The 25,027-nt window shown below is 57.6% G+C and carries 24 protein-coding genes; 13 read left to right on the plus strand and 11 right to left on the minus strand.

The features are described 5' to 3' along the window. Positions 1–3: 3 nt before the first annotated feature. Both DFG60_RS01875 and DFG60_RS01880 read right to left on the minus strand, forming a co-directional pair. Positions 4–459: a MarR family winged helix-turn-helix transcriptional regulator gene (locus DFG60_RS01875; protein WP_114570043.1), complete on the minus strand. Its 456-nt coding sequence runs from the start codon at positions 457–459 to the stop codon at positions 4–6. 127 nt (positions 460–586) lie between these two features. Further along, a complete protein-coding gene (locus DFG60_RS01880; RefSeq protein ID WP_114570044.1) occupies positions 587–1,054 on the minus strand; it encodes a hypothetical protein in 468 nt (155 codons plus the stop codon). A gap of 336 nt (positions 1,055–1,390) precedes the next feature. On the opposite strand from DFG60_RS01880, the gene DFG60_RS01885 reads away from it, so the two are divergent. After that, complete coding sequence (locus DFG60_RS01885; protein ID WP_114570045.1) at positions 1,391–2,242, plus strand: metal-dependent hydrolase; 852 nt, start codon at positions 1,391–1,393, stop codon at positions 2,240–2,242. Here DFG60_RS01885 and DFG60_RS01890 read toward each other — a convergent pair. Next, positions 2,239–3,138, minus strand: coding sequence for a TerC/Alx family metal homeostasis membrane protein (locus tag DFG60_RS01890; protein ID WP_114570046.1), 900 nt, complete (start codon positions 3,136–3,138; stop codon positions 2,239–2,241). The two genes, DFG60_RS01885 and DFG60_RS01890, sit on opposite strands and share 4 nt — an antisense overlap. 100 nt (positions 3,139–3,238) lie before the next feature. Further along, the gene (locus DFG60_RS01895; RefSeq protein ID WP_114570047.1) at positions 3,239–3,967 is read right to left on the minus strand and encodes an SGNH/GDSL hydrolase family protein; all 729 of its coding nucleotides are present in this window, start codon (positions 3,965–3,967) and stop codon (positions 3,239–3,241) included. A gap of 146 nt (positions 3,968–4,113) precedes the next feature. Here DFG60_RS01895 and DFG60_RS01900 point away from each other — a divergent pair, with 146 nt between their 5' ends. Both DFG60_RS01900 and DFG60_RS01905 read left to right on the plus strand, forming a co-directional pair. Beyond that, positions 4,114–5,178 carry an acyltransferase family protein gene (locus tag DFG60_RS01900; RefSeq protein ID WP_114570308.1) on the plus strand — a complete coding sequence of 355 codons (1,065 nt, stop codon included), beginning with the start codon at positions 4,114–4,116 and terminating at the stop codon, positions 5,176–5,178. Between the two features lie 56 nt (positions 5,179–5,234). After that, a complete protein-coding gene (locus DFG60_RS01905) occupies positions 5,235–5,567 on the plus strand; it encodes an Asp23/Gls24 family envelope stress response protein (protein ID WP_114570048.1) in 333 nt (110 codons plus the stop codon). A 37-nt stretch (positions 5,568–5,604) separates the two neighbouring features. Here DFG60_RS01905 and DFG60_RS01910 read toward each other — a convergent pair whose 3' ends face one another. Together DFG60_RS01910 and secA2 are read right to left on the minus strand one after the other, a co-directional pair. Next, positions 5,605–6,429: an SLAP domain-containing protein gene (locus tag DFG60_RS01910; protein WP_114570049.1), complete on the minus strand. Its 825-nt coding sequence runs from the start codon at positions 6,427–6,429 to the stop codon at positions 5,605–5,607. Further along, the gene (gene secA2 / locus DFG60_RS01915) at positions 6,422–8,824 is read right to left on the minus strand and encodes an accessory Sec system translocase SecA2 (RefSeq protein WP_114570050.1); all 2,403 of its coding nucleotides are present in this window, start codon (positions 8,822–8,824) and stop codon (positions 6,422–6,424) included. The genes DFG60_RS01910 and secA2 overlap by 8 nt, the downstream gene beginning before the upstream one ends. Before the next feature lie 197 nt (positions 8,825–9,021). Here secA2 and DFG60_RS01920 point away from each other — a divergent pair, with 197 nt between their 5' ends. Next, positions 9,022–10,665, plus strand: a complete 1,644-nt coding sequence (locus tag DFG60_RS01920; protein ID WP_114570051.1) for an N-acetylmuramoyl-L-alanine amidase — start codon at positions 9,022–9,024, stop codon at positions 10,663–10,665. A 219-nt stretch (positions 10,666–10,884) separates the two neighbouring features. Then, positions 10,885–11,562 (plus strand): beta-phosphoglucomutase, encoded by a 678-nt coding sequence (gene pgmB, locus DFG60_RS01925; RefSeq protein ID WP_114570052.1) that lies wholly within the window; start codon positions 10,885–10,887, stop codon positions 11,560–11,562. A gap of 84 nt (positions 11,563–11,646) precedes the next feature. Here pgmB and DFG60_RS01930 read toward each other — a convergent pair whose 3' ends face one another. Next, a complete protein-coding gene (locus DFG60_RS01930) occupies positions 11,647–12,324 on the minus strand; it encodes a carbon-nitrogen hydrolase family protein (protein ID WP_114570053.1) in 678 nt (225 codons plus the stop codon). A gap of 190 nt (positions 12,325–12,514) precedes the next feature. Next, positions 12,515–14,272 carry an SH3 domain-containing protein gene (locus DFG60_RS01935; RefSeq protein WP_114570054.1) on the minus strand — a complete coding sequence of 586 codons (1,758 nt, stop codon included), beginning with the start codon at positions 14,270–14,272 and terminating at the stop codon, positions 12,515–12,517. A 297-nt stretch (positions 14,273–14,569) separates the two neighbouring features. Between DFG60_RS01935 and DFG60_RS01940 the strand changes: the two genes are divergently transcribed. The 4 genes from DFG60_RS01940 to chrA are packed head-to-tail and all read left to right on the plus strand — an operon-like array spanning position 14,570 to position 18,446. Further along, on the plus strand, positions 14,570–14,974 hold the full coding sequence (locus tag DFG60_RS01940; RefSeq protein ID WP_114570055.1) for a Rok-like winged helix domain-containing protein: 405 nt from the start codon (positions 14,570–14,572) through the stop codon (positions 14,972–14,974). 57 nt (positions 14,975–15,031) lie between these two features. Further along, positions 15,032–16,075 carry a glycosyltransferase family 4 protein gene (locus DFG60_RS01945; RefSeq protein ID WP_114570056.1) on the plus strand — a complete coding sequence of 348 codons (1,044 nt, stop codon included), beginning with the start codon at positions 15,032–15,034 and terminating at the stop codon, positions 16,073–16,075. Positions 16,076–16,130: 55 nt separating this feature from the next. After that, complete coding sequence (locus DFG60_RS01950; RefSeq protein ID WP_114570057.1) at positions 16,131–17,270, plus strand: DUF418 domain-containing protein; 1,140 nt, start codon at positions 16,131–16,133, stop codon at positions 17,268–17,270. Between the two features lie 18 nt (positions 17,271–17,288). Beyond that, complete coding sequence (gene chrA, locus DFG60_RS01955; RefSeq protein ID WP_114570058.1) at positions 17,289–18,446, plus strand: chromate efflux transporter; 1,158 nt, start codon at positions 17,289–17,291, stop codon at positions 18,444–18,446. 55 nt (positions 18,447–18,501) lie between these two features. Here the strand turns inward: chrA and DFG60_RS01960 are convergent, their stop codons facing one another. The 3 genes from DFG60_RS01960 to DFG60_RS01970 form a co-directional block, all read right to left on the minus strand. After that, positions 18,502–18,918 carry a GNAT family N-acetyltransferase gene (locus DFG60_RS01960; RefSeq protein ID WP_114570059.1) on the minus strand — a complete coding sequence of 139 codons (417 nt, stop codon included), beginning with the start codon at positions 18,916–18,918 and terminating at the stop codon, positions 18,502–18,504. Further along, positions 18,893–19,951 carry an LCP family protein gene (locus DFG60_RS01965; protein ID WP_114570060.1) on the minus strand — a complete coding sequence of 353 codons (1,059 nt, stop codon included), beginning with the start codon at positions 19,949–19,951 and terminating at the stop codon, positions 18,893–18,895. The genes DFG60_RS01960 and DFG60_RS01965 overlap by 26 nt, the downstream gene beginning before the upstream one ends. A gap of 73 nt (positions 19,952–20,024) precedes the next feature. Then, positions 20,025–20,666, minus strand: a complete 642-nt coding sequence (locus DFG60_RS01970) for a YigZ family protein (RefSeq protein ID WP_114570061.1) — start codon at positions 20,664–20,666, stop codon at positions 20,025–20,027. A 90-nt stretch (positions 20,667–20,756) separates the two neighbouring features. On the opposite strand from DFG60_RS01970, the gene DFG60_RS01975 reads away from it, so the two are divergent. The 4 genes from DFG60_RS01975 (at position 20,757) to DFG60_RS01990 (ending at position 24,969) form a co-directional block, all read left to right on the plus strand. Beyond that, a complete protein-coding gene (locus tag DFG60_RS01975) occupies positions 20,757–21,935 on the plus strand; it encodes a sensor histidine kinase (RefSeq protein ID WP_232818591.1) in 1,179 nt (392 codons plus the stop codon). Beyond that, a complete protein-coding gene (locus DFG60_RS01980; protein WP_114570062.1) occupies positions 21,932–22,627 on the plus strand; it encodes a response regulator in 696 nt (231 codons plus the stop codon). The genes DFG60_RS01975 and DFG60_RS01980 overlap by 4 nt, the downstream gene beginning before the upstream one ends. A 127-nt stretch (positions 22,628–22,754) precedes the next feature. Beyond that, positions 22,755–23,600, plus strand: coding sequence for a DegV family protein (locus DFG60_RS01985; RefSeq protein ID WP_114570063.1), 846 nt, complete (start codon positions 22,755–22,757; stop codon positions 23,598–23,600). Positions 23,601–23,781: 181 nt separating this feature from the next. After that, positions 23,782–24,969: a DEAD/DEAH box helicase gene (locus tag DFG60_RS01990; RefSeq protein ID WP_198661528.1), complete on the plus strand. Its 1,188-nt coding sequence runs from the start codon at positions 23,782–23,784 to the stop codon at positions 24,967–24,969. Positions 24,970–25,027: the final 58 nt, after the last annotated feature.

Here is a 25,027-nt window from a genome sequence, read left to right on the forward strand (position 1 = left end):
TTTTCAATAACTTCGCTTGTTCCCTTTTTTGACGAACTCCCAGTCGACCTCGATGTTACGTCGGACCTTTGTAAGGAGGGAGGCGAGCATCTCTGCTTCCTGGTCCGTCAAACCGGACAGCGCAACGCCGTTCGAGTAGGCGTTCTCCCGTTTGATGAACGGATAGGCCGACCGTCCTTTGTCCGTCGGATGGAGCTTCTTGATTTTTTTGTTGAGCGCGTCGTCACGCTTTTCAATGAAGCCGGCCGCTTCGAGCTTCTTGATGGCACGGGACGCTGTCGTCCGGTCGACTTTGATCATCTCGGCCAGCTTTTCCTGGATGATGCCTTCGTTCTCACAAATCCGGACGAGATAGGAGTACTGGCCTTTCGTCAGATCGAGCTCTTTGAACTCGATGTTGCTGATTGAATCAAGGGCCCGCGAAATCATGCCGATCTCGTAGAGTATGTCGTCCTTCATATAGGTGTTCGTCCTTTCTTTGCCAATCGAGCCACAACGGTCGTTCATAAGGAAAACATACGATGTTTTTGTTGCATTTGCAATAAAAAACATTGCGGAAATAAACCGCTCGGAGAGAGCGGCTCTTTCAAGCAGGATGATCACTCTTCGGACGGCAGTAGACGATCAGGACACCGCGTTCGACGAGGTGTTCCGCGAAATGCCGTTTCGCTTCTTCCGGTGCTTTCGTCCGTTCGATCATGTGATAGAAGAGACGGAGTTGGCGTCGCATCGGCTTGCGCCAGAGCCACATGCTGTCGACGATCAATGCCCATGTCTCGAGCGTCTCGCGGCCTACGTAGAGGGCGGTCTGGCGTTCGAGGTAATGGAGCCACCATTCGTCGCGGGCGAGCTTGAGCGCGATGCCGAGGCCGATCGCTGTGACGAGGGAGAGGGGAATCAACCAAATCAAGGACAGCGAGGAGATGAGTTGACGCGGGACGAACACGGCGTTGATGATGCCGATGACGACGGTACCCATGACGACCCAGTAACCGAAATTGAGCAAGCTGCGTTGCGTCGGCAACGCATGATGATTCGTAAATGGCGAGACCATATCCTCCACCTCCTGAGTTGAAGATTGAATTTTCTGATAATTTGTAGGTACTTCTAACTATAGTTACTTTTTCCCCGAACGTCCAGCCTTCATGCAGGGAAAATGTGTTTCTTTCTTGAAGAAAATCGTGTACCCTAATAAGAGGAAGTGAACGGTTACATTAAGGGGGAAATCAAATGGTGGATTCAGTAGTATGGATCGCTGTCGGCATCGTCGCTATCGCTGTATTCTCGGCGTCGAGCGTTGCCGCCTATATGGGCGTCAAAAACCAAGAAGACTAATACGCGAGGCCCCGTGAGCGATCACGGGGCCTTTTTTGACTTAGGGGGAATAGTTGTGGATACATTGACTCACGGTTTGTTCGGCGTTGCCATGTATGCGGCCGCGAAGACGCCGGACCTGTCGAAGCGGGAACGTCTCGTTCTCCTCGGATCGCTCGTCTTCGCGAACCAGGCACCCGACCTCGACGTGCTTGCCGGCGTGACGGAGACGGGACGGACGATGATGCAATCATGGCATCGCGGCCTGACCCACAGCATCGCGCTCGCGCCGCTGATCGCCTGGCTGATTTGGCTCTTCGCACGCCTCGGATACAAGCGGAAAGGACTCTATCCGCTCTTGCTTGGGGGCGTCGTTCTACACGACACGATCGATCTTTTCAACACGTGGGGGACCGGCTATCTCGAGCCGTTCTCCGACATCCGGGTGACGTTCGGGACGGTCCCGATCGTCGATCCGGTCATCTGGCTGATATTCGCGGTCGCATTCTTCTTAGGGCGCAAAATCGGTCAGCGGAAGGCGATCCGCGGTGCGTTCGTCGGATTGCTCGTCTGGGTCGCCTTTAGAAGCGTGCTCGGCGCCTTCTACCTGATGGAGGAGGCGAAGAGATATGACGAGGTGGCACTCGCTGCCGGCTTCGCACCGGGCGTCTATGACGTCATCGGGCGGGACGGGGACGACGTCGAGGTCGTCCGGCGAAGTGTGTTCGCAGAACGCGACGTGACGAGAAGCTTCGTGTCCGATCCGAGCGTCAAGGAAGAACTGTTCGCGCAAAACAAGAAGGCAGAGGTGCTTGCCGGCTGGTCGCCGTTCGTCGTCTACGGAAGCACTGAAGATGGTCCGTTCGTGTTCGACCCGCGGATCTGGCAGGGGGATGAGCCGCTCCTGATCGAGCGGGCGTTCGATTAACGCCGCGTCTTATAGAAGCTGAACAGGATGCTCGAGACGACGACGAGGACGATCGCACCGAGCGACACCGCGAGCGGCATCTTGTAGAAGTCGGACAGGACCATCTTCAAGCCGATGAAGACGAGCATGAAGCTCAGGCCGTGCTTGAGGTAGTGGAAGCGGGAGATCATCCCGTCGAGCACGAAGTAGAGGCTGCGCAGGCCGAGGATCGCCATGATGTTCGCGTAGAAGATGACATATGGATCGTCTGAATAGGCGAAGCTTGCCGCTACCGAATCGACGGCGAACAGGATGTCCGAAAGCTCGATGAAGAGGAGCGCGATGAAGAGCGGCGTGACGAACCATTTACCCGCCTTCTTCAGGAAGAGCTTGTCGTCTTCGAGATTCGGTGTGACCGGCAGCGTCCGGTTGAGCCACCCGATCAATTTGTTTCCTTCGAGCGACGGAGGTGCAGAGATCGCCTTGAACATCAGATAGCCGGAGTAGATCAGGAAGGCGCCGAACAGGTAGTAGATCCAGTCGAAACGCGTGAGGAGCGCGCTGCCGGCACCGATGAACAGGGCACGGAACAGGATCGCGCCGATGATGCCGTAAAACAGGACCTTATGCTGATACTGTCTCGGGATCACGAAATAGGCGAAGACGAGCGAGAAGACGAAGACGTTGTCGATCGCGAGCGCCTTCTCGATGAAATAGACGCTGAAGTATTCGGTCGCCGTCCCACTCCCCTGGTTGAAGTAAAGAAAGACACCGAACAGCACGGCGAGGGCGATCCAGATGGCTGACCAGCCCCATGCCTCACGGAGCGAGACTTCTTTCGCCTTCCGGTGGAATACGCCGAGGTCGAGCGCGAGCAGGGCGAGAACGACGAGCAGAAAGATGAACAAGAGTGTCATTGGTTTCCTCCTTTTTAGGGTCAAATGAACTTATCTATATATTGATTGTAAAAGGAGCGTCGTCCTGCCGTCAAGTGTCCAACTGCAAAAAAAATCGACCTCACTTGCTCGCGGTGAGGTCGATTTCTTCTGTATAAGGGAGGAGCGCTTTCTGCCAGCGGAGGTATCCGCCTCCGACGAGATGGATGCCGTCGTAGGTCAGACGATTCTGGAGGTATCCTTGTTCATTCGTCAATGCAGGGCGCAAATCGACGAACGGGATGTCGGCTGATTGCGCGAGCTGCTGCAAGTTGCGGTTCAACGCCTCGATCTCACGATTGACGCGAACCGAGTCCGAGTACTTCTCTGCCACCGGGATCGTCGACTGGAGGACGACCTCGATGTCGTTCTTCTTGAGCGTCGTGACGATTTCGGTCATCCGTTCCGTGATCAGCGGGACAGGGGTGAAGTGCCGGATATCATTGACGCCGCCCATCAGGAAGACCTTCTTCGGCTTCATCTCGAGAATCAGGTCGAGTCGCGTCAGGAACCCTTCGGTCGTGTCGCCTGGAATGCCGAAATTGACGATCGTCTCGTCCTTGAGGAGGATGTCCCAGTCAGCAAAATGCGTCATCGAATCACCTAACATGACAGCATTCGGAGAATCTGGGTAATCATAAGTATGGAAGAGACTGTTGAGACGGATGTAGTTCGTGTTCTTCGTGTATTGGAAGGTGCTGACGATCGGTTTCGTCGCACTTGGGACGAGCGAGCTGACCTCTTCCTTCTGGAAAAGGAAGTAGGCGAGAGCTACGTTCGCCGCGAGGGACAGATAAAGGACTTTCTTCATAGAACGGTCTTCCTTTCAAAAGGTATTAAAACGTAGTATAGCATGAGGGAGCCGTTCCGTGTAGCGGGCCGGTCCCGGTATGGAAGAAGCAACAATTCAGCTGAAAGGAAGTGAAGCGCTACCATCCGAGCGGTGGTGCGCACTCGATGAATCGTAATCCATGGTTCGACAACATCAAAGGCGTTCTCGTCATCCTCGTCGTCCTCGGTCACCTCCTGACCGATGTCCGGTTCGACTATGACGGCAAATTGCTTGAAATCATCTATCTGCTGATCTATTCCTTCCATATGCCGCTCTTCATCATCTTGAGCGGCTATTTCTTCCGCGAGAACAAATACCTCCGGGTCATCCAGCTGTTCGCCGTCTATTGCGTCTGGCAGTTGCTGATCGGCTCCTGGTATACGTTCCAGCAAGGCGAACCGCTGCTGTCCGGGCAGAACATCGGCCTCCACTGGCTGCAACCGTACTGGGCGCTCTGGTACTTGTTCGCGATGGTCATCTGGTACATCCTGACGCCGTACGTCATCCATCTTCGGGGTTACGTTCTGTTCGGATTGCTATTCGCGCTCCTGTACGGATTCGAGCTCGAGAACACCGGTTTCCTCGGGCTACGCAAGCTCGTCATGTTCTATCCGTATTTCCTGATAGGATACTATCTGTCGGAGCATGAGGTCATCCGGATCTTCGAGATGCCGAAGAACTTCAAGAAGCGGATGCGGGTCCGTGTGCTCGGGACGATCGCTTTCCTGTCGGTCATCGCGTTTCTCCTGTTCGAGTCGCTGAACGATCCGGCGAGCGACATCATCGCGCTCGCGAACGCCTTCAAGCACCGATTCCCATATGAGGTCCAGTACGCGAGCGACACGTGGATCAGCGTCATGAAGCACGCCGCGATCTATCTCATGTCGATTACGGTCGCACTCGGTTTCCCGATGCTCGTCCCGATGCGACGCCTGCCGCTCATCACACGGGCCGGCGAGCTCAGCCTATACGTCTATCTGCTCCATGTCTTCTTCGTCATGGCATGGCGCCAGTTCGTCACGGGTGCGTTCGTCCCGGAAGCGTGGCAGGCATTCCTCGTCCTGACGGCGGTCGCTGTCGGCATCGTCGCGCTGATCATCCATCCGGCGATCGTCCGGCTGATGCGTCCGTTGATCGAGATCGACATCCGGCCGATCGTCGAGGAGCGGGAAGAACTTTCAAAAAGCTGATAAATGCTATACACTTTGGTTAGACTGTATTATATAGACGAAAGGCGTGGAATAGAATGTCTTACAACTTAAACAACGAGGACGGCGCGGTCAATGTGTCACAGCAAGTGATCGAGGTCATCGCAGGTGCGGCAGTCAAGGAGACGGCCGGCATCGCATTCACGCAGGACGACTCGAAGCTGCAGGAGAAGCATATGGTGAAGCTCGTCAAGGTCGAGAACACGGACGGCGAGATCACGGTCAACCTCTCGGTCTACGTCAAGTACGGCGAGTCGATCGTCAAGGCGGCGAGCAAGGTCCAGGAGCGAATCGTCCAGGACATGGAGAACATGCTATCGTTCCAGCCGAAAGCGGTCAACGTCCGCGTCGTCGGTCTTTTGACGGCATAAGAAAATCCTCTTTCCCGAGCATGGGAAAGAGGATTTTTTAGTTTTGCGGGATATGAATCCGGTAATCCGATCCCTCGTGTTCTGCGAGCATCTCGCTCGGGAAGAGCAGTTTGATCGGTTTCGCTGATTGTGCCGGGACGGTCAGCGTCATCTTGAACTGCGCCTTCGCGAGCGGCGTCTCGCCTGCGAACAGCTCGACCGGGAGCGACTCGAGACGGATCTCCTGCTCGTACCCGTTACGGACGAGGACGGTGACGGCGAGGTGTCCTTCGGCTCTGTACGTGTGGACGAGTAGGATGTTGAGCTCAGGCGTCGTCAAGGCAGGAGTCGAATAGGCGATCCGTTCGATCCGGCGTCGTTCCTGCAGGTCGAACTCACCTCCGATGTCGATTCCTTGCGGCGTATCGAGGCTGAACAGCAGACGAATCCGTTCAGGGAAGGCTTCGCCTTCCTCGACGAAGACTTCGTGCTCCTCGAAGTGGAGCCACCAAGGCATGCTCGTCATCGGGACGAACTCGTGGATGTCCTCGTCCGTCAATTCCTTACGCGCGACGAGACGCCCGGACTCGTCGAGGACGAGCAGCGGCAAGCCGTTGACATGGAACGGACGGTCGAGCGTGTTCCGGAACAAGGCGATGATCGCGACCGGATCATCACTTTCACCGGCATCGACCTGGAGCGGCTCGACCGAGAGCTGGTTCGCCTCGAGCGGCGGCAACGCCGTCGCATGGAAGCGGAACATGTACTCGTCCTCCTTGTTGATCGCCATGTCTTCCGTGAAGACGAGGCGAGGTCTGATCTTTTTCGTCCCTTGCTCTTCGATGATCTGCTCCTTCGGCAGTGATTTCGTGCGATTAAACATCCGCCTCTTCCTCCTTGATCTCGATCTCCGGTACTTCACTCGTCTCTTCGACGTCGAACGCGAGGTATTCCTCGAGACGGCTCAGTACATAGACGACTTGGTACTCGATCTCTCCATACGTGTAATTGAAGATTTCAAGACCTTCCTTCTCATAGACGCGGGACGGGTCTTCCTGTCCGTAGCCACGGAGATGGATGCCTTCCTTGAGCGTGTTCATCGTCGTCAGATGTTCCGTCCAGTGCTCTTCGATCGAGACGAGCAGCTGGTGACGGACGAGTTCAAGTGCCGCGTCGCTCTTCATCTGTGCCGCAGCCTGCTCCGTGATTTCCGCGATCAATGGTGCGAAGGCGAGCTTGACCTCCTCGCGCGTCGTCGCATCAGCCGGGAAGATGATGTCGCGGCCCGTCAAGTGTTGCAGCTCGGTCAGAAGCTCCCTGACGTACCATTCTTCCGGTACGAGGTCGTCCGAGACATGGCCGTCGATCAGACGATGGATTGTCTTCTCGATCATCGGCAGGGTCGCGCCTTCCATGTCGGTCGAGTCGACCGCTCGGTTGCGGATTTCATAGATGACGAGACGGTGCTGATGGAGCACCTCGTCGAGTTTGACGAGCTGTTCACGGACGCTGTACCCTGTCCCCTCGCACGTCTCCTGGGCGAAGCTGACGAGGTTCGTCGCTTCCTTCACCGTGACCGGACCGTCCTGCGGCTTATTCTTCTTCAGGAACTTCTCGAGCCGGTCCTTCGCGAAGCGGCGGACGAGGTCGTCCTCAAGCGAGATGTAGAATGCCGTATGGCCCGGGTCACCTTGACGGCCGGAGCGGCCGCGCAACTGGTTATCGATCCGGACGGATTCGTGGCGTTCCGTCCCGAGGACGAGCAGACCGCCGAGTTCTTCGACGCCTTCGCCAAGTACGATGTCCGTGCCGCGTCCTGCCATGTTCGTCGCGATCGTGACCTTTCCGAGTTGTCCGGCGTTTGCGATGATGTCGGTCTCCTGGTCGACCGTCTTCGCGTTCAACACCTCATATGTCAGGTTCTCTGCGTCGAGCGCTTGCGCGACCTGCATCGACTGTTCGATCGAGGTCGTCCCGATCAAGACGGGCTGTCCCGTCGCATTTGCGTCCTTCGCCGCCATCGCGACGGCGGCGTATTTCGCATCCTTCGTAAAGAAGACGAGGTCCGGAGCGTCCGTCCGCAGACGCGGGCGGTTCGGCGGTACTTGGACGACGTCCATGCCGTACGTCTTCAGGAACTCTTGGCGCGACGTCTGCGCCGTACCCGTCATCCCTGAAATCGTCGGGTACATGCGGAAGTAGTGCTGGATCGTCACCTGAGCCGTCGTCTTGTTCTCCTCGGTCACCTCGATGCCTTCCTTCGCCTCGATCGCCTGGTGCAGACCGTCAGAAAGGCTGCGGCCTTCCATGATGCGTCCTGTGAACAGGTCGATCAGCTCGATCTTCCCATCCTTGACGATATAGTCGACGTCACGGGTGAAGATGGCATGGGCGCGGAGCGCCTGGACGACGTAATGATAGAGGACCTGGTGCTCGGCCGCGAACAAATTGTCGATCCCAAAGCGTGCCTCGACGGTCTCGATGCCTTTGTCCGTCAAGGCGACGGCCTTGATCTCCTCGTCGAGCGTGAATTCCTCGTCACGCTTGAACGCTTCGACGACCGAGCGGACGATGCGCTGAAGTCCTTCATGGACGTTCGCTTTCGCCGCCATGATGAGCGGTGTCTTCGCCTCATCGATCAGGATGCTGTCCACCTCATCGATGATCGCGAAGTGGAACGGACGCTGTACGCGGTCGCTGGCCCGTGTGACGAGATGGTCACGCAGGTAATCGAATCCGAACTCCGTGCCGACGCCGTATGTAATATCAGATGCATAGGCGGCGCGCTTCTCTTCTGGTGAGATCTCGGGTACGTTCAGTCCGACCGAAAGACCTAGGAAACGGTGGATTTTACCAATCTGTTCCACATCACGGCGCGCAAGGTAGTCGTTGACGGTGATGACGTGGACACCTTTACCGAGGAGTGCTTGCGTAAAGCTCGGCAGGGAGGCGACGAGCGTTTTCCCTTCACCGGTCGCCATCTCGGCGATATGTCCTTCGAGCAGGGCGAGTCCGCCGATCAGCTGGACGTCGTAATGGCGCATCCCGAGCGTACGCACGCTCGCTTCGCGGACGAGGGCGAATGCCTCGATGGCGACTTCCTCGATCGAGGTGCCGCCAGTGACGAGATCCTTCAACCGGATCGTCTCCGCCTTCAAGTCTTCATCGGAAAGTTGCTGTAAGCGAGGCTCGAGGGCATTGATCGCCTTGACTTTCTTCTCATATTGTTTGAGACGGCGAGCCTGTTCGCTCATCGCTTGTTTCATAAGTTGGAACACGAGGGTTTCTCCTTTCCTCAACCTAAAGATTGAGCCGCAAAATAAATTTCATTCCTCCTGATTATAACAGTTAAAAATTGGCACGAGAATAACCCCTTAAAAAATTTGCGGAAAATCATTGCCCTGGACGCTCGAAATGCCGATAAGTCTAGTGAGATCCATTTCCATTGAATTGAAAGAGAGAGGGAGGGAAGAGGATGAAGACAGTTCAACGTATGACTGCTGCACTATTGCTCGGTTGCATGTGCGTCAGTCCGCTTCAGACGGAAGCGGCGTTTTCCCCATTTACGGGAAAGGCGACCGATTCGCTTAACGTCCGCGCGACGCCGGAAATCAAATCGGGGAACATCGTCTCTCATTTGAATGAAGGAAGTCAGGTGAAACTGACGGGGGAGAAGAACGCGTTCTACAGCTTCACCTCCGGAAAGAAGACCGTCTGGGTGGCGAAGGCCTACATACAGAAGGTGGCGAAGTCACAGCCGAAGCCGAAGCCTGATGCGAAACCGCTCGAGAAGGTCTCGGTCACACCGCTCAAATCCTATACCGCGACGGTGAACGTCACGGGGACGGACCTGAACGTCCGGAGAACACCGACGATCTCCATCCCGTCGGCCGCGAACGTCGTTGCGAAGTTGAAGCATGGGACGAAGGTCGTCGTCACGGGCAAGGCGAAGGGCGACGGGATGGACTGGTTCCGGATCGAGGCGGGTACGACGAAGGGATATGTCGCAGCGAGTTACCTTCGGAAGGTGACGACTTCAAAACCGGTGCCGAAACCTGGCGCGAAACCGGAAGAGACGGTCGCTGTCACACCGCTCAAGTCGTATGACGCGACTGTGAACGTCACAGGGACGGACCTGAACGTCCGGCGAGCACCGAAGTTCCCGACTCCGATGAGCGCGAACATCGTCGCGAAGCTGAAGCACGGGACGAAGGTCGTCGTCACGGGCAAGGCGAAGGGCGAGGGGATGGACTGGTTCCGGATCGAGGCGGGTGCGACGAAAGGATACGTCGCGGCCAGCTATATCAAGAAGGCCAAGGCAACCGGCACGATCGACTGGACTGGGACGACGCTCTATTCCCGACTCAAAGGAGACACTCTGACCGTTCATGCGGCACCGAGCTATTCGAGTCCGAGCGTGGCCGAGGTGCCATACGGCGGGACGATGAAGCGCCTCAGCCCGCTTCCGATCGGAAGATACTTCTCGAAGGCTGCGAATAATTACTGGTATCAGGTCGAGGTGGACGGTGTCATCGGATACGTCAGCCTGCCGTACGTGTCGATCACGAAACCGCTCGACAAGCGCCTCGTCGTCCTTGACGCGGGGCACGGCGGAAGCGATAACGGGTCGAGCGGCAGCGGTCTCGGTGAGAAGCGGGTGACCTTCGAGGTGACGCGCCGCGTCGCTGAGATCCTCTACGGACAGGTCGATGTCCAGTTGACGCGTTTCGCTGACATACGGATGGGGGCGAGTCAGGTCGAGGACCTGCGGACGCGTCTCGAGATGACGAACGCCGTCGCGGCGGAGACGTTCGTCAGCATCCATGCGAATGCGCATACGAGCGTGACGGCTGCCGGGATCGAGACGTTCTACTCGAGCAACGGCAAGTCCTATATGCTTGGAAAAAGCATCCATGACCGGATGATCGCAGCTTTCCCGGCGGCAAAGGACAGGGGCGTCAAGACGGAGGCGTTCTACGTCATCCATGCGACGCCGCGCCCGTCTGTATTGATCGAGCTCGGGTTCCTGACGAATCCGACGGACAGCGCGCGCTTCTACTCGGAGACTGAGCTGAACAAATACGCCCGGGCGATCGCCGACGGGATTCTTGCACAGTGATTCCGAGTTCTTTCGGCAGAAGATGAGCCAGTCCGTGTCCCGCAACTGCGGGATGCGGACTTTTTTGGTGTGGAAAGGAGAAGATATCATGAGAACGCTTGCAAAAATATCGGAGCACAGGTAAAATAATCAGTGGAGCAAGTGCAATCGTTTGCGCAAATGAAACGGCAATGTGCTTGCTACCCATGCACCACGATGTGAAGGAAGGATGGATGACGAATGGCACCGACGATCGAAGCGGTCATTTTTGACTTGGACGGCGTAATCACCGATACGGCAGAATATCATTTTCTGGCGTGGAAACAACTTGGCGAGGAGCTTGAGATCCCGTTCGACCGGGAGTTCAACGAAACGCTCAAAGGCGTAAGCCGGATGGACTCGCTCGACCGCATCCTCGCACTCGGCGGGAAACAGGACGCTTTTTCCCCTGAAGAGAAGGAAGCGCTCGCGGCGAAGAAGAACGAGCATTACGTCGAGTTGATCCATCACATCTCAGCGAAGGACCTGTTGCCGGGAATCACCGATTTCCTCGACGAGATCCGCGCTGCCGGTCTGAAAATCGGGATGGCGTCTGCCTCGAAAAATGCGTTCACGGTCGTCGAGGCACTGGGAGTTCGTCATTACTTTGATCACATCGTGGACGCGGCGACAGTCGCCCAGTCAAAACCACACCCTGAAGTGTTTTTGCGGGCAGCTGAAGCGTTGCATGCGGAACCTGCGCACTGCATCGGCGTCGAAGACGCAGCCGCCGGAGTCACAGCCATCAAGGCTGCCGGTATGTATGCTGTCGGCGTAGGACCAGCCGAGACGCTAGCGGAGTCCGACTACCGGGTCGACTCGACGGATCAACTCTCCCTGACGAAGATCCTCGCGCGCGTCTCAGCGAGCGAAGCGTAAACCTTTCCCTGAAGGTGTACGCCGAACTGAATCATTTTCCATGTGCTTGAGAGGACCTCGGTCCTCTCCTTTTTTTTATGGTTGTTACTTCAGCGCCTCTTCCTGATCCGTTCGAGCTGGACTTTCGACTACGCGCACGGAGCGATCTACAGTGTCGATGATGCGGGTGCGCGTGTCGTTTTTCGAGAGTAGAATCTCGTCACCGTTCTCGTCGAAGCAATACGCGATCGGAATCGAGAAGCCGCAATTCCTGTATGAGCCGTCCGCGTGACTCGTCCCAAGTATCCATGAGTTCTGCTTGACGGCAATCTGTTTCGCTTCGTTCGTCCAGTCCTCGTACTGCTCCTCACTGAACATGCCGACGCCGATCGGGTTGAAGATGAAATTGGTCGACTCAAGGAGAGGCAAATCATCTAATCCGAGGAAAATCTCTCTGCAAAGAAGATAACCATACGTCCCGCCTTCATACTCGACCGTCGATGGGGAGTACAGGTTCACTGATTCAGGGGTTTTGGGTCTAGTGAGAAGGACATTGCCGTCTCGGCCGATGATCATCGCCTGGTCTGATCCTGCCGCGTTCTTGCTGCCGAGCACTATTTCCGTCCCGTGTGCCCGGGCAAGTTCTTGCAGGACTTCCACATCCGTCTCTGAGCAGTAACCTTCAGGATATAACACTAAGTCGATCCCTTCGATGCGCCGCAGTTCGTCTATCAGCTGTGCGCACGCTTTTTCACGTATAGGTTGGCCAATCAGGATCTTCATTTCAAAATATTCCTCCCGTCCATGATGTAAAACAGAGACTCATTGTAACATGATTAATTTGAATTTTCCGTCATTTGCAACAAGGACTTTAGTTCGCAAAATTTCTGTCAGGCAGGAATCGCCGTGATCGGCCGTGTATGCGAAAAAAGCTCGAATCCGTTTTTGGATTCGAGCTTTTCATATCGCCTGATCAGAGCGATGCAAGGATACCTTCTGCGATCGCATCTGCATAACGGTCTTGATAGTAAGGACTGACGAGCTTCGCGCGGTCGCTCGCATTCGAGAGGAAGCCGAGCTCAGCGAGGACGGCCGGGGCGTTCGTGTTGCGGAGCACCGACAGATTGCCTTGCTTGACGCCGCGGTCGACCATACCCGCGTACGAGACGAAGCGCTTCTGGATCTCTTTCGCGAGGGCGATGTCCTTCGTACCGGAATAGTAGAAGTTCTCTGCACCGATCGCCGCAGTCGCTTCCGCAGCGTTGACATGGATGCTGACGAACAGGTTCGTCGCATGTGCGTTCGACATGACGCTCCGGTCAGTCAGCGACGGATAATAGTCGTTCGTATAGCGTGTGAATGTCAGGTCGACCTTGCCTTTGAGGCGGTCAGCGACCTTCTTCGCGACAGAGAGGACGATGTCTCGTTCGTGGATGCCGTTGCGCGTCGCGCCGACATCATGGCCGCCGTGACCCGGGTCGATGACGATGAGCGGGCGGTATGAGGCGGAAGGCTGCCAGAGCGACAGGTACGTCGCGCTGACGTAACCACGGTCGCCGCCAGACGTCTCGACCTGAACGAAGTCTTTCGTCTTATGTGTGTAGTTGTTGAGGACGCGAACCTTCTCGCCGCGGGCGAGTCGTGTGATCAGCGAACCGCTCGTGCTCGCCGTCGCGCGCAGCGCAAGCGAATCGCCGATCGGAACGAGTACGTACATCGTTCCCCCCGTGTAGTCGGCACCGGATCCCGTGACGACGTTCGTCACAGGCGGGACGCTGACCGTCGTCGCCTTCTTCAGGTAGCCACCGGCGACGTAACCCGTCTTGCCGGAATACGTCACTTTGTACCACGAGCCGATCCGGTAGCTTGACGTGACCGTCTTGCCTTTAGGAATGGTGACGAGAAGCTTGCCTGACGTGCTTGCTGAAGAACGGACGTTCAGATTATCTGTCGTGACGTACTTCGTCGAAGTGAACGATGTGCCGGTGACTGTCGGTGCTTTCTTCAGATAGCTGCCGGCGACGTAACCCGTCTTGCCGCCGTATGTCGTCTTATACCAGTTACCGATCCGGTAGCCCGATGTGATCGTCTTGCCCTTAGGAATCGTCAAGTACAGCTTGCCTGAAGAGCTTGCCGTCGAGCGAAGATTCAGATTATCCGTCGTGACGTACTTCGTCGAAGTGAATGATGTGCCGGTCGCCGTTTTGACCGTTGTGATTTCCTTGATGTAGCTGCCGGCGACGTAACCCGTCTTGCCGGCATATGTCGTTTTATACCAGTTGCCGACACGGTAGCCTGACGTGATCGTCTTGCCTTTCGGGATGGTGACGAGGAGTTTCGCTGTGGCACTCCCTGAGACGCGGACGTTCAGGTTTTGAGTCGTGACGTAGGTTTTTGATGCGAACGACACGCCGGCTGACGCCTTCGTCACTGTGCTGACCTTCGTCAGATAACTTCCGCTGACATAGCCCGTCTTTCCTGAATAGGAGACTTTGTACCAGTTGCCGATGCGGTAGCTCGATGAGAGGATCTTGCCCTTAGGGATCGTCAGCAGGCGGGCTGAACTCGCCGTTGCACTCTTGCGCAGGTTCAGGTTGTCGGTCGTCTTATAGGAAGCCTTGGAGAAGGACGTTCCAGTCGCGGCTGCGGCGGACCCTTGGCCGATCGACCATGTCCCGATAAGTAAGAGGAAAACTATTGCAAGAGAGCATAATTTAGTCAGTTTGTTCATTTATTTGCCAATCTCCTTTTGAGTGGATTCATGGGTGCGATAGGATATGTCGTCAAATATGAAATACTTCTGGAATAATTTAATGAATAATTTCTATATTGAATTTCTCTCCTTTCTGTTAAGATGAAATGTAGTGAGTTCTTGCGTATTTTGACATTTTTAAATATGACAAAATAATTAAATTTATAAGAAAATTATATATTACGTTGTAAAATAATATGCGAGACAATTTCAAAAATAATACATTTGAAACATTTTTGAAATACAAATGAGAAAATTAGGAAAGTAGGGTAATGAATGGGAACGAGTGAACATATTTATCGAGAGCTGATGGAGATCGAAGAGGAGTACCGGCGTCTGCAACGGCGGGCAGAATACTTGATCGGGGAACTCAGCCGTCAAACGACATCAGATACGCACGGTGAGATCGCCGTCGCGCAAGAGCGTCCGCTCAAGCAACGCCGCGTCAATCAGCGATACCCGCTCGAAGTCTATGTCCATCAGATCAGCGACCTGATGCGTGAGCGTGAATCGATGTCGGCGCGTGACATCCAGATGGAGCTCGAGCTCCGCTACCGTCACCAAATCAGCAACATCTACCAGTTGATGGCAAAGGTCGAAGCGGCCAATCCGGCGATCAAGAAAGTCGGTCGCGGCATCTATACATATGATCCAAGCGCAGAAGTCCCGATCTTCATGTGAGCCGCTCGTCGGCTCTTTTTTTGTATGTTATAATTCGCGCAGGAGAGTGAAAAAAATATGTTATGGACTGCATCCGTCGTCTGCTTTATCGCGGCCCTGCTCGTCACGCCTGTCGTCAAACGCTTCGCCGTTGCAGTAGGTGCCGTCGACAGTCCGGACGCCCGAAAAGTACACGTACGCATCATGCCGCGCCTTGGCGGCCTCGCGATATATATCGCCTTTTTAATCGGATACTTCATGCTGCAGCCGTCGAGTCCGTATGCGACGCATATCCTCGTCGGAGGATTCGTCATCATCCTGACAGGAGCGCTCGACGACCGTCTGCAGCTCAACGCGCGGCTCAAGCTGATGGGTCAGATCATGGCAGCGGTCGTCGTCCTGAACGGCGGCATCCGGATCGAGTTCATCAACCTGCCGTTCGATCAGCAACTCTATCTCGGTTGGTGGAGCGTGCCGATCACCTTCCTTTGGATCGTCGGCATCACGAACGCCGTCAACCTGATCGACGGCCTCGACGGTCTTGCGGCCGGTGTCTCGAGCATCGTCCTGCTGACGATCATCAGCCTCGCCGTCATCCAGGGGAACGTCTACGTGACGATCGTCGCCATCCTGCTCCTCATGAGCACGCTCGGCTTCCTCGTCCACAACTTCTACCCGGCGAAGATCTTCATGGGGGACACGGGTGCCTTGTTCCTCGGTTACATGCTCGGCGTGCTGTCGCTGCTCGGCTTCAAGAACGTGACATTGTTCTCGCTCGCCGTGCCGGTCATCCTGCTCGGCATCCCGATCTCGGACACGCTGTTCGCGATCATCCGGCGCCTGTTGTCCGGACAGCCGCCCTTCGCACCGGACAAGGCACACTTGCATCACCGGTTGCTTGACCTCGGCTTCACGATGCGCCAAGCGGTGCTCGTCATCTACGGATTGTGCGCCGTGTTCGGCATGACGGCGATCCTGTTCTCCCAGACGAACTCGCTCGGCGCGGTCATCTCGCTGATTCTGCTGCTGCTCGTCCTCGAGGTGCTCGTCGAATCGCTCGGCCTGCTCGGAGAGCGTTACCGGCCGCTGCTCAACCTGTTCTCGAGATTCAACACGAAATGAACGAACGGCCGCCTTGCTCGATGAAGGCGGCCGCTTGAATATAGGGAGGAACATCATGGAAGCGACTGCTCTGAACAAACGCATCGCCTATCTCGACGTCTTGAGAGGGTTCGCGCTCTGCGGCATCCTGCTCGTCAACATGCCGACCTTCATCGGCGAACACCGGGTGCTCGACATGCCGGAGCCCGACCGATACATCCGGCTCGTGTTCGACCTGTTCATCCAGACGAAGTTCTATACGCTCTTCAGCGTCCTGTTCGGAGCCGGTTTCTATCTGTTCACGGCGCGATTGAAGGAGCGGGGCGACTCGCTCGTCATATTCGCGCGGCGCCTGCTCGTCCTGCTATTGTTCGGTCTGCTGCACCTCGCCTTCTTTTGGCGGGGCGACATCCTGCACACGTACGCGTTGACCGGCTTCCTCCTGCTTCTGTTCGTCAGGGCGGGACCGAAGAGTCTCATCTTCTGGGCCATCGTCTCGCAACTCTACATCGCCTTGCTCCAGCTGTCGCTCTTGATGATGGCGCTCTCTGAAGGAGATTCCTCGATCGTCTCGGCCGATTCCGAGCTCGCCCGCCTGAACCAGGAGCGCGACCTGTTCGGACTCCTGCTGCACCATATCCAGGTCGAGTTGCCGGAGGCGCTGTCCGGAACGGCGATCATCTGGCCGGAGATGCTGTCGCTCTTTTTGGTCGGTGCCTATCTGATGCGTCGTTTCTATCTCAAGCCGCCGAGCACGCGCTTCCTCTGGGTGACGTTCTCTGCCAGCCTCGCGCTGTCGCTTCCCTCGCTCGCCGTCATCGTGATGCGTCATCAGGATGTCGCGACGGCTGACGGGTACATCAACTACGTCTTCGTCTGGCTGTCAGGCCGGACGCTCGCCGTCACGTACGCCGCGATGATCGCGATTCTGCTGCGCAGCGGCTTGAGGCTCGGTGCGTTCGCGAGCCTCGGCCGGATGGCGCTGACGAACTATCTCGCGCAGACGGTCGTCTTTACGAGCTTTGTTTTCGCGAGCGGGAAGTTCAATGAGATTCCGCTCTGGTTCGGTCTCCTCATGTGTCTCATCTTCCTGCCGATCCAGGCCGCCTTCTCGCGCTGGTACCTCGCGCGACATGCGCAAGGGCCGTTTGAAGCGGTGTGGCGCCGTTTGACTTACGGCTCACAGCGGGAAGTGGAGAAGAGGAAAGCGAACTAATCTGAGAGAAAGAAGTGATTGAATTTGCGTCATCTGAAAGAAATCTTCCTCGTCTCGACGAAGCTCGGGCTGACGTCGTTCGGCGGACCTGTCGCCCACCTCGGCTATTTCTACGACGAATACGTCAAACGGAGGAAGTGGCTTGACGAGAAGGCATATGCCGACCTCGTCGCACTCTGTCAATTCCTGCCGGGACCGGCCTCGAGTCAGGTCGGCATGGGCATCGGGCTGATGCGCGGCGGGATTCCCGGCGCGATCATCTCGTTCATCGGCTTCACGTGGCCGTCGAGCCTCGTGCTTGCGCTGTTCGCCTTGCTTGCAGCCCAGTTCGATCTCGCGGACGCCGGCTGGATCCATGGGCTGAAGCTCGTCGCTGTCGCTGTCGTCGCAGACGCGGTGCTCGGAATGGGGATGAAGCTCGTTGCCGGGCGCGTCCAGATGCTCCTGATGCTCGGGGCGCTCGCTGTCGTCCTGTTGATTCCCCACCCGCTGACGCAGGTGCTCGCTCTCGTCGCCGCCGGGGTGATCGGCCTGTTCGTCTTCAAACGTGAGGGTGAGCCCGCGGAACGCCTCGCGATCCCGGTCTCCCGGAAGCTCGGAGCCGTGTCGCTCGTCTTGTTCGTCCTGCTGCTCGCCGGACTTCCGTTCCTCGGTGCATTAGTCGAGAAGGGACAGGTCGTCAGTGCGTTCTACCAAGCCGGAGCGCTCGTCTTCGGCGGCGGACATGTCGTCCTGCCGTTCCTGCAGCAGTCGCTCGTCCCGGACTTCATCGGCGGTGACTCGTTCCTAGCCGGGTACGCCGCGGCGCAAGCCGTGCCGGGGCCGCTCTTTACGTTCGCGACGTATCTCGGGACGGCGATCGGCGGAATAGGCCTCGGCCTGCTCGCGACGCTCGCCATCTTCCTGCCCGGCTTCCTGCTCGTCGTCGGTGTCCTTCCGTTTTGGGACCGTGTCCGCTCGAACGCGCGTGTCCAGGAAGTGCTCGTCGGCGTCAACGCGGCGGTCGTCGGGATTTTGCTCGCGGCACTATACGACCCGATTTGGACGTCGAGCGTCAAGGAGTCGGCGGACTTCGTCGTCGCACTCATCCTGTTCATCCTGCTCCGCTTCTTCAACCAGGCACCGTGGCGGATCGTCGTGCTCGGTGCGCTACTCGGCAGTTTGATCAGTCTGTGATTGAAAATGAAGAACGCTCCGCTTGTCACGAGGACAGGCGGAGCGTTTTTGGTGTTCAGTTCCGTTTTTCGAGATGAAGGATACGGATGCCGTCCCGTTCGGTGAACCAGGCTTGTTCGAAGCCGAACGACTCGTAGAGCCCGATCGCAGGCAGGTTCGCCTCGCCGGTCGAGACGAAGCGAATCGTCTCGTGGGCAAGAAGGTGCGAGACGAGCTGTCGTCCGATGCCGCGCCGGAACGCCTGAGGGGCGACGACGAGCCGTGTGATCGTCGCGTCTTCATAGGTGATTGCGCCGATGAGGCCGCCTTCCTCGAAGACATAGCCGGCGGGGCGTTCCTCCTCGATGTCGGAAAGCGTCTGCGCGAGCGGCGGAAAGACCGTCACCCCGAGGAGATCGGCTTCGATTCGGTACGAGGCGCGTTGCAACTCGAGCAACGCCTGCGCGTCACTCGTCTGCAGGGGCCGGATCACCGGATTCTCCCGGGAGGTCGGTCGTCTCCGTCTCGGCGCCGGTCGAACCGGTGTCAGCAACCAGGCCGAGCTGCGCCTTCAGTTCCTGTTTCGTCTGTTCGAGTGACGTCGGGTCGATCTGGTAATAGTAGCCGCCGTTGATCTTCGTGTCGGCACCTTTCAGTTCGATCCGCGTCACTTGGTTGAGCGACTTGATGAACGGCTGGAGCTGCATCGCTTCACTCAGCGACATGTTCGTCTGGAGGTTCTCGCCTGCGGCGTCTAGCAGACCGTTCAGCTTCGTGATCGAGCTGAGCGACGTCGACTTCTCGACGATCGCCTGGATGACCTGCTGCTGGCGCTTCGTCCGGCCGATGTCGCCTTCCGGGTCCTCGTAGCGCATCCGCGCGTAGGCGAGCGCCTCCTCGCCGTTCAGCGTCTGGAGGCCGGGCTCGAGCTGGATGCTCTGGCGCTTGTCGTTCGAGTCGAGCGTGTTGATCGGCAGGAGGACATCGACCTCGATGCCGCCGAGCGCGTCGACGATCGTGACCACGCCGTTGAAGTTGACGAGGGCGTAGTAGTCGATTGGGATGTCGAGCAGGTTCTCGACGGTCTCGATCGTCGCGTCGATCCCGCCATGAGCGAACGAATGGTTGATCTTGTCCTCACGCTCGACATACGGGATGTAGACGAGCGAATCGCGCGGTATGCTCAGCATGCTGACCTTCTTGCCTTGCTTGTTGAACGTCGCGACGATCAGGGTGTCGGCACGTGAGCTCGTGTCGCCTGGGCGGGCGTCGGTTCCTGCGAGCAGGACGGAGAAGTGGTCCTTCGTCAGGTCGACCGTCGTCTCGCGCTTGTCGGATTTGTCGCCGCGTCGCAGTTCCGTCTGCGTGCCGTTCGCCGTCTGGAACGTCTTATAGGTGACGTAGGCGAAGGCGCCGCCGCCGGTGAAGAGGACGAACAGGACCGTCCAGACGAGGACACGGACCCACGTCTTCCTCGGTTTTTCGGTTGTCCGCTTATGGCGCGAACGGGGTGTCTTAGGATCCACAGGACATGCTCCTTACTTCTTCATGAAAGTTATTAGAAAACTTTGAGATTTCTTTACCTTTCAGTATAGCAGGTCAGGAATTTATGTCACGCTCGACATATGTTTGCGACTGTGTGGAAATGTGGGCTTGACCGTTCGTCATATCCGTCATCCAGGCAGTGAAGCGTTCCGTCTCGCCTGTCTCGACCAGGACGTCGAGGGCGACCTGTTCGAGATAGTGGATCTCCTTGATCATGTGATCCGATCCGCGGAGCTCGTTCTCGAGCTTGCCGAGCCATGTGTAGTTGACGCTGACGCGGACGACGTCATGAAGGACCCGTTCGACGACGCCGACAGCGTTCAACGCTTCGGATACGCTCGACCCGTACGCCCGGATCAGTCCGCCGCCTCCGAGTTTGATCCCGCCGAAGTAGCGGGTGACGACGACTGCCGTGTCGCGCAGGTCGCGTTTCTTCAACACCTCGAGCATCGGCACGCCGGCCGTCCCGCTCGGTTCGCCGTCATCGTTCGCCTTCTGGATCTCGTTGCGCTCGCCGATCACGTAGGCGGAACAGTTGTGGTTCGCGCCGTGGTGCATTTTTTTGATGCTTTGGATGAAAGTTTGCGCCTCTTCTTCCGATGAGACACGTGAGAGATACGTGATGAATCGCGACTTTTGGATAAGGATTTCGTGGAAACCGTTTTCTTTTATTGTATAATAATGAGATAACGTCATAACTTGAGAGTTTCCTCCTTCTATAGGGGTTTTATAAAGCATACCGACGAATTGGCAGAGAGACAACTCACGAGCGCAGGGAGTGGAGGAATGAACATGACGAACGGGACGCAGGACGAGCTTTCGCTGAACGACATCGTACATAATATCATCGGTGTAGTCGAGGAGAGCCGGGAGGAGATCGTCCGGATCACGGAGAGCTCACGCGAACAGTACGCGGAGATCCAGCAGGAGCTGCAGGAGCTGAAACTGAAGGTCGAACACTATATAAAAGAGGCGGAGCGCCTTGAACGGCTGGTCCGGGACGCGAAAGCACGGCTCGTCCTCGTCAGCAAGCAGTTCTCGAGCTACAGCGAAGAGGACATCCGCAAGGCGTACGAGACGGCGAACCAGCTGCAGCTCGAGCTGTTCATCAACGAGCGGGACGAGGCGGGCTGCCGGAAACGGCGGGATGAGCTCGAACGGCGCCTGATCCATCTCGACGAGACGATCGAGCGGGCGGACGTCCTGATCGGCCGCGTCTCGGTCATCCTCAACTTCCTGACGGACGACATGCAGGCGATGAACGAGAAATACGAGAAGGCGATGATGAAACAGCAGATGGGACTGAAGGTGTTCCAGTCGGCCGAGAACGAACGGCGCCGTCTCTCGCGCGACATGCATGACGGTCCGGCCCAGACGCTCGCGCACGTGTTGATCCGGGCCGATCTGATCGAGAAGATCCACCAGCACAACGGGGCGGAGGCCGCCTTCGAGGAGATCCACCGTCTCCGTTCACTCATCCGTGACGGGCTCGCGGACATCCGCCGCATCATCTACGACCTGCGTCCGATGACGCTCGACGATCTCGGGTTCGTGCCGACGCTCGAGCGCTATCTGCGCCATATCGAGGAGATATCCGGGATCCCGGTCCACTTCACCTATCGCGGCGGAGGCGAACGGATCAACTCGACTTACGAGGTCGCCGTCTTCCGGATCGTACAGGAAGCGGCACAAAATGCGGTAAAACATTCCAAATCGACCGAGATTCGTATTATCATAGAACAATACCTCCATTCCATCCGCATCCATGTCAAGGACAACGGCGTCGGCTTCGACTACGACGAAGCGACGAAGTCGTGTGACGAATCGTTCGGACTTGTCGGCATGCGCGAGCGGATCGAGCTGATCGACGGCGAATTCGATGTCGTCACATCGCCTGGGGAGGGTACAGTCATCAAGGTAAAGATTCCGATCGAGGAATCAGACGTGAGAGGGGAAACACTGTGAATAACGAGCAAGTGAAAGTAGTAATCATCGACGATCATCAGCTGTTCCGTGAAGGGGTCAAACGAATCCTTGATTTCGAGAAGGAGTTCGACGTCGTCGCGGAGGGGGAGAGCGGGGCGGAAGTCATCGCGCTCGTCGAGGCCCATCAGCCGGACATCGTCTTAATGGATATCAATATGCCGCAAGTCAACGGCGTCGAGGCGACGAAACGACTGATGGAGGTCTATCCGGACGTCCGCGTCATCATCCTGTCGATCCACGATGACGAGACCTATGTCATGCACGCGCTCGGCGCGGGCGCGGTCGGTTATCTCCTCAAGGAGATGGCGACGGACGAGCTCGTCAACGCGATCCGTTCCGTCTACCGGGAGGGCGGGTACGTCCATCCGAAGGTCACGCCGAACCTGCTTCAAGAGTATCGCCGCCTGATGAAACTCAAACAGAGCACGGCGACGCAGACGGCAGTCGCCCGGACGGCGGAAGCTCCGCTCCACGTCCTGACGCGCCGCGAGTGCGAAGTGCTCCAGCTGCTCGCTGACGGGTTTTCGAACCGGGCGATCAGCGATACGCTCTTCATCAGCGAGAAGACGGTCAAGAACCACGTCTCCTCCATCTTACGCAAGATGAACGTACCGGACCGGACGGGTGCGGTCGTCGAGGCGATCCGCCGCGGATGGGTCGTCGTCGTGTGATCAAGGACGGAAGTGCTCCTTCCGTCCCTTTTTTCTAGTGTCAAAGTTATGCTAAAATAAATACCGATTGCAGTCACGGGGAAGCCGGCGACTGCGACGTAACTATCAAAAGCGAGGACATTTCCGAATGAGTCAGATTGAGATCTTAACGGATAGCACTGCCTATCTGCCAGCAGCGTATTGTGAACAACATCAAGTGAACGTCGCTCCGCTCAGCGTCATCTTCGATGGGACGTCCTACCGCGAAGGGCTCGACATGACGGTGCCGGAGTTCTATGAGCGGATTCAGACAGGCAGCCTTCCGACGACGTCGCAGCCGAACATCGGCGGGGTGGTCGATTTCCTCGAGACGCTGCCGGCTGGGACGGACGTCATCGCGGTCTCCTTGTCGAGCGGGATCAGCGGCACGTATCAGGCGCTCCACACCGCCAACATGATGGTCGACCAGGTCACGGTCCATCCGGTCGATTCACGGATCTCCTGCATGCCGCAGGCCTTCCTCGTGATGGAGGCGGTCAAGATGCGCGACGCCGGACATTCGGCGGAAGCGATCGTCCGTCGGCTCGAGGAGCTCAAAGGGAAGATCCGGGCGTATTTCGTAGTTGATGATCTCGAGCACCTCCAGCGCGGAGGGCGCCTCAGCGTAACGCAGGCACTCGTCGGATCACTCCTGAAGATCAAGCCGGTCCTTCATTTCGTCGACGGGAAGATCGTCCCGTTCGAGAAGATCCGGACGTTCAAGCGGGCAGTCCGCAAGATCGAGGAGATGATGAGCGAGTCGATCGAAGGGGACGGGAAGGGCTACGTCATCGGTGTCATCCATTCGGAAGACCCGGCGAAGGCAGAGGCCGAGATCGCCTCCCTGAAAGAGGCATATCCGGCAGCTCGCTTCGAGATGAGCGTGTTCGGTCCCGTCATCGGGACGCACCTCGGTCCGGGCTCGCTCGGCATCACGTGGTACTGTGAGGACTAAAAGGTCTTCTTCGACGTAACAGAACAGGAACGGGAAGGTTTCATTCCGCGAACGAGCGGGACTGAGGCCTTCCCTTTTTCGTTCCCTCAGCCGCGGGGGCGCCTGAGGACGGGCCGGCAGGCAGGAGAAGCGGCGGACTGGGCGAATCCGTCTCTTGAAGATGAATGAAAGGAGAATTCCTATGCTGAGAGGACGACTCGTCCGCCATACCGGGCCTCATCCGGGCCTCATCCGTTTCAAAGCCGTCACGTGGAGATGCCGTCGTTGCGGCGGGCTGCCGACGCCTGCACCTTGCACCTGTGGACCGTTCTGCCGCTATTGCCGCCACTGCCTGGCGCTCGGTGTACTCCGCTCCTGCGATACGCTCGCGACCGACCCGCGGCCGCTCGATCCACCGAAGCCGGCGCGGCTCATCCCGAAGGAGCTGACGCCTGCGCAGGAGCGGATCTCGAGCCGGATCGAGCAGGCGATCGCGACAGGTTCCCGCCTGCTCGTCCACGCCGTCTGCGGCGCCGGCAAGACGCCGATGCTTGACCGCGGCATCGAGACGTCGCTCCGTCTCGGAAAGCGGGTGCTCGTCGCCGCCCCGCGGACCGACGTCGTCCGTGAGCTCGCCCGTCATTTCGAAGCGGCATTCCCGGACGCCGACATCAAGGTCCTCTACGGCGGCTCGAGCGACCGCCTGCAGGTCGGCGACATCACGATCAGCACGACCCACCAGCTCTTCCATTACTACCGCTGTTTCGACACCGTCATCGTCGATGAGATCGACGCCTTCCCGTACCGGTTCGACTACCGTCTGCGCCGCGCCGTCCGCCGCGCGGCGAAGCCGGGTGCTTCCCGCATCCTTCTGAGCGCGACACCGGCGCGCCTCGACCGTCTCCTTCCCGTCGTCACCTTGTCCCGCCGCTACCACGGTTTCCCGCTTCCCGTCCCGCGCCTCCATCTCGGCTATCGTTTCGATGACGTCAAGGCGTTTATCCTCGACCATCCGGACGCACCGCGCCTGCTGTTCGTCCCGCGCGTCTCCCAGCTCGATGTCTGGCAGCGCAAACTGGCTGAAGTTGGCATCACGGCCGAGACCGTGCATGCCGCGGATCCGGCACGTGCGGAAAAGGTCGAGCGCTTCCGGACGTCTCGCGGCATCCTGCTTGCGACGACGATCTTAGAGCGCGGCGTGACGATCAAAAACGTCCAGGTCGCCGTCTGCGAGGCCGACCGCTTCACGGAGTCAGCCCTGATCCAGATCGCGGGACGGGCCGGACGGAGCACGGATCATCCGGACGGGGACGTCGTCTTCTTTGCGGATGACCGGACGAACGCCCTGTACGGGTCGATCGACGCGATCAAGCGGGCGAACCGCGGATGAAGTGCCTCCTCTGTGCGGAACACTTCATCCCGGTCTGGACGCCTGAGAACTTATTCAC

This window comes from Exiguobacterium flavidum, assembly GCF_003344535.1.
In the GTDB taxonomy this organism is placed as follows: domain Bacteria; phylum Bacillota; class Bacilli; order Exiguobacteriales; family Exiguobacteriaceae; genus Exiguobacterium_A; species Exiguobacterium_A flavidum.

What these genes read in the sequence shown, in the direction of transcription:
- DFG60_RS01875 (WP_114570043.1), bottom strand. Translation starts at nt 459, where the DNA reads ATGAAGGACGACATACTCTACGAGATCGGCATGATTTCGCGGGCCCTT.
- DFG60_RS01880 (WP_114570044.1), bottom strand. Translation starts at nt 1,054, where the DNA reads ATGGTCTCGCCATTTACGAATCATCATGCGTTGCCGACGCAACGCAGC.
- DFG60_RS01890 (WP_114570046.1), bottom strand. Translation starts at nt 3,138, where the DNA reads ATGACACTCTTGTTCATCTTTCTGCTCGTCGTTCTCGCCCTGCTCGCG.
- DFG60_RS01895 (WP_114570047.1), bottom strand. Translation starts at nt 3,967, where the DNA reads ATGAAGAAAGTCCTTTATCTGTCCCTCGCGGCGAACGTAGCTCTCGCC.
- DFG60_RS01900 (WP_114570308.1), top strand. Translation starts at nt 4,114, where the DNA reads ATGAATCGTAATCCATGGTTCGACAACATCAAAGGCGTTCTCGTCATC.
- DFG60_RS01905 (WP_114570048.1), top strand. Translation starts at nt 5,235, where the DNA reads ATGTCTTACAACTTAAACAACGAGGACGGCGCGGTCAATGTGTCACAG.
- DFG60_RS01910 (WP_114570049.1), bottom strand. Translation starts at nt 6,429, where the DNA reads ATGTTTAATCGCACGAAATCACTGCCGAAGGAGCAGATCATCGAAGAG.
- DFG60_RS01920 (WP_114570051.1), top strand. Translation starts at nt 9,022, where the DNA reads ATGAAGACAGTTCAACGTATGACTGCTGCACTATTGCTCGGTTGCATG.
- pgmB (WP_114570052.1), top strand. Translation starts at nt 10,885, where the DNA reads ATGGCACCGACGATCGAAGCGGTCATTTTTGACTTGGACGGCGTAATC.
- DFG60_RS01930 (WP_114570053.1), bottom strand. Translation starts at nt 12,324, where the DNA reads ATGAAGATCCTGATTGGCCAACCTATACGTGAAAAAGCGTGCGCACAG.
- DFG60_RS01935 (WP_114570054.1), bottom strand. Translation starts at nt 14,272, where the DNA reads ATGAACAAACTGACTAAATTATGCTCTCTTGCAATAGTTTTCCTCTTA.
- DFG60_RS01940 (WP_114570055.1), top strand. Translation starts at nt 14,570, where the DNA reads ATGGGAACGAGTGAACATATTTATCGAGAGCTGATGGAGATCGAAGAG.
- DFG60_RS01945 (WP_114570056.1), top strand. Translation starts at nt 15,032, where the DNA reads ATGTTATGGACTGCATCCGTCGTCTGCTTTATCGCGGCCCTGCTCGTC.
- DFG60_RS01950 (WP_114570057.1), top strand. Translation starts at nt 16,131, where the DNA reads ATGGAAGCGACTGCTCTGAACAAACGCATCGCCTATCTCGACGTCTTG.
- DFG60_RS01970 (WP_114570061.1), bottom strand. Translation starts at nt 20,666, where the DNA reads ATGACGTTATCTCATTATTATACAATAAAAGAAAACGGTTTCCACGAA.
- DFG60_RS01975 (WP_232818591.1), top strand. Translation starts at nt 20,757, where the DNA reads ATGAACATGACGAACGGGACGCAGGACGAGCTTTCGCTGAACGACATC.
- DFG60_RS01985 (WP_114570063.1), top strand. Translation starts at nt 22,755, where the DNA reads ATGAGTCAGATTGAGATCTTAACGGATAGCACTGCCTATCTGCCAGCA.
- DFG60_RS01990 (WP_198661528.1), top strand. Translation starts at nt 23,782, where the DNA reads ATGCTGAGAGGACGACTCGTCCGCCATACCGGGCCTCATCCGGGCCTC.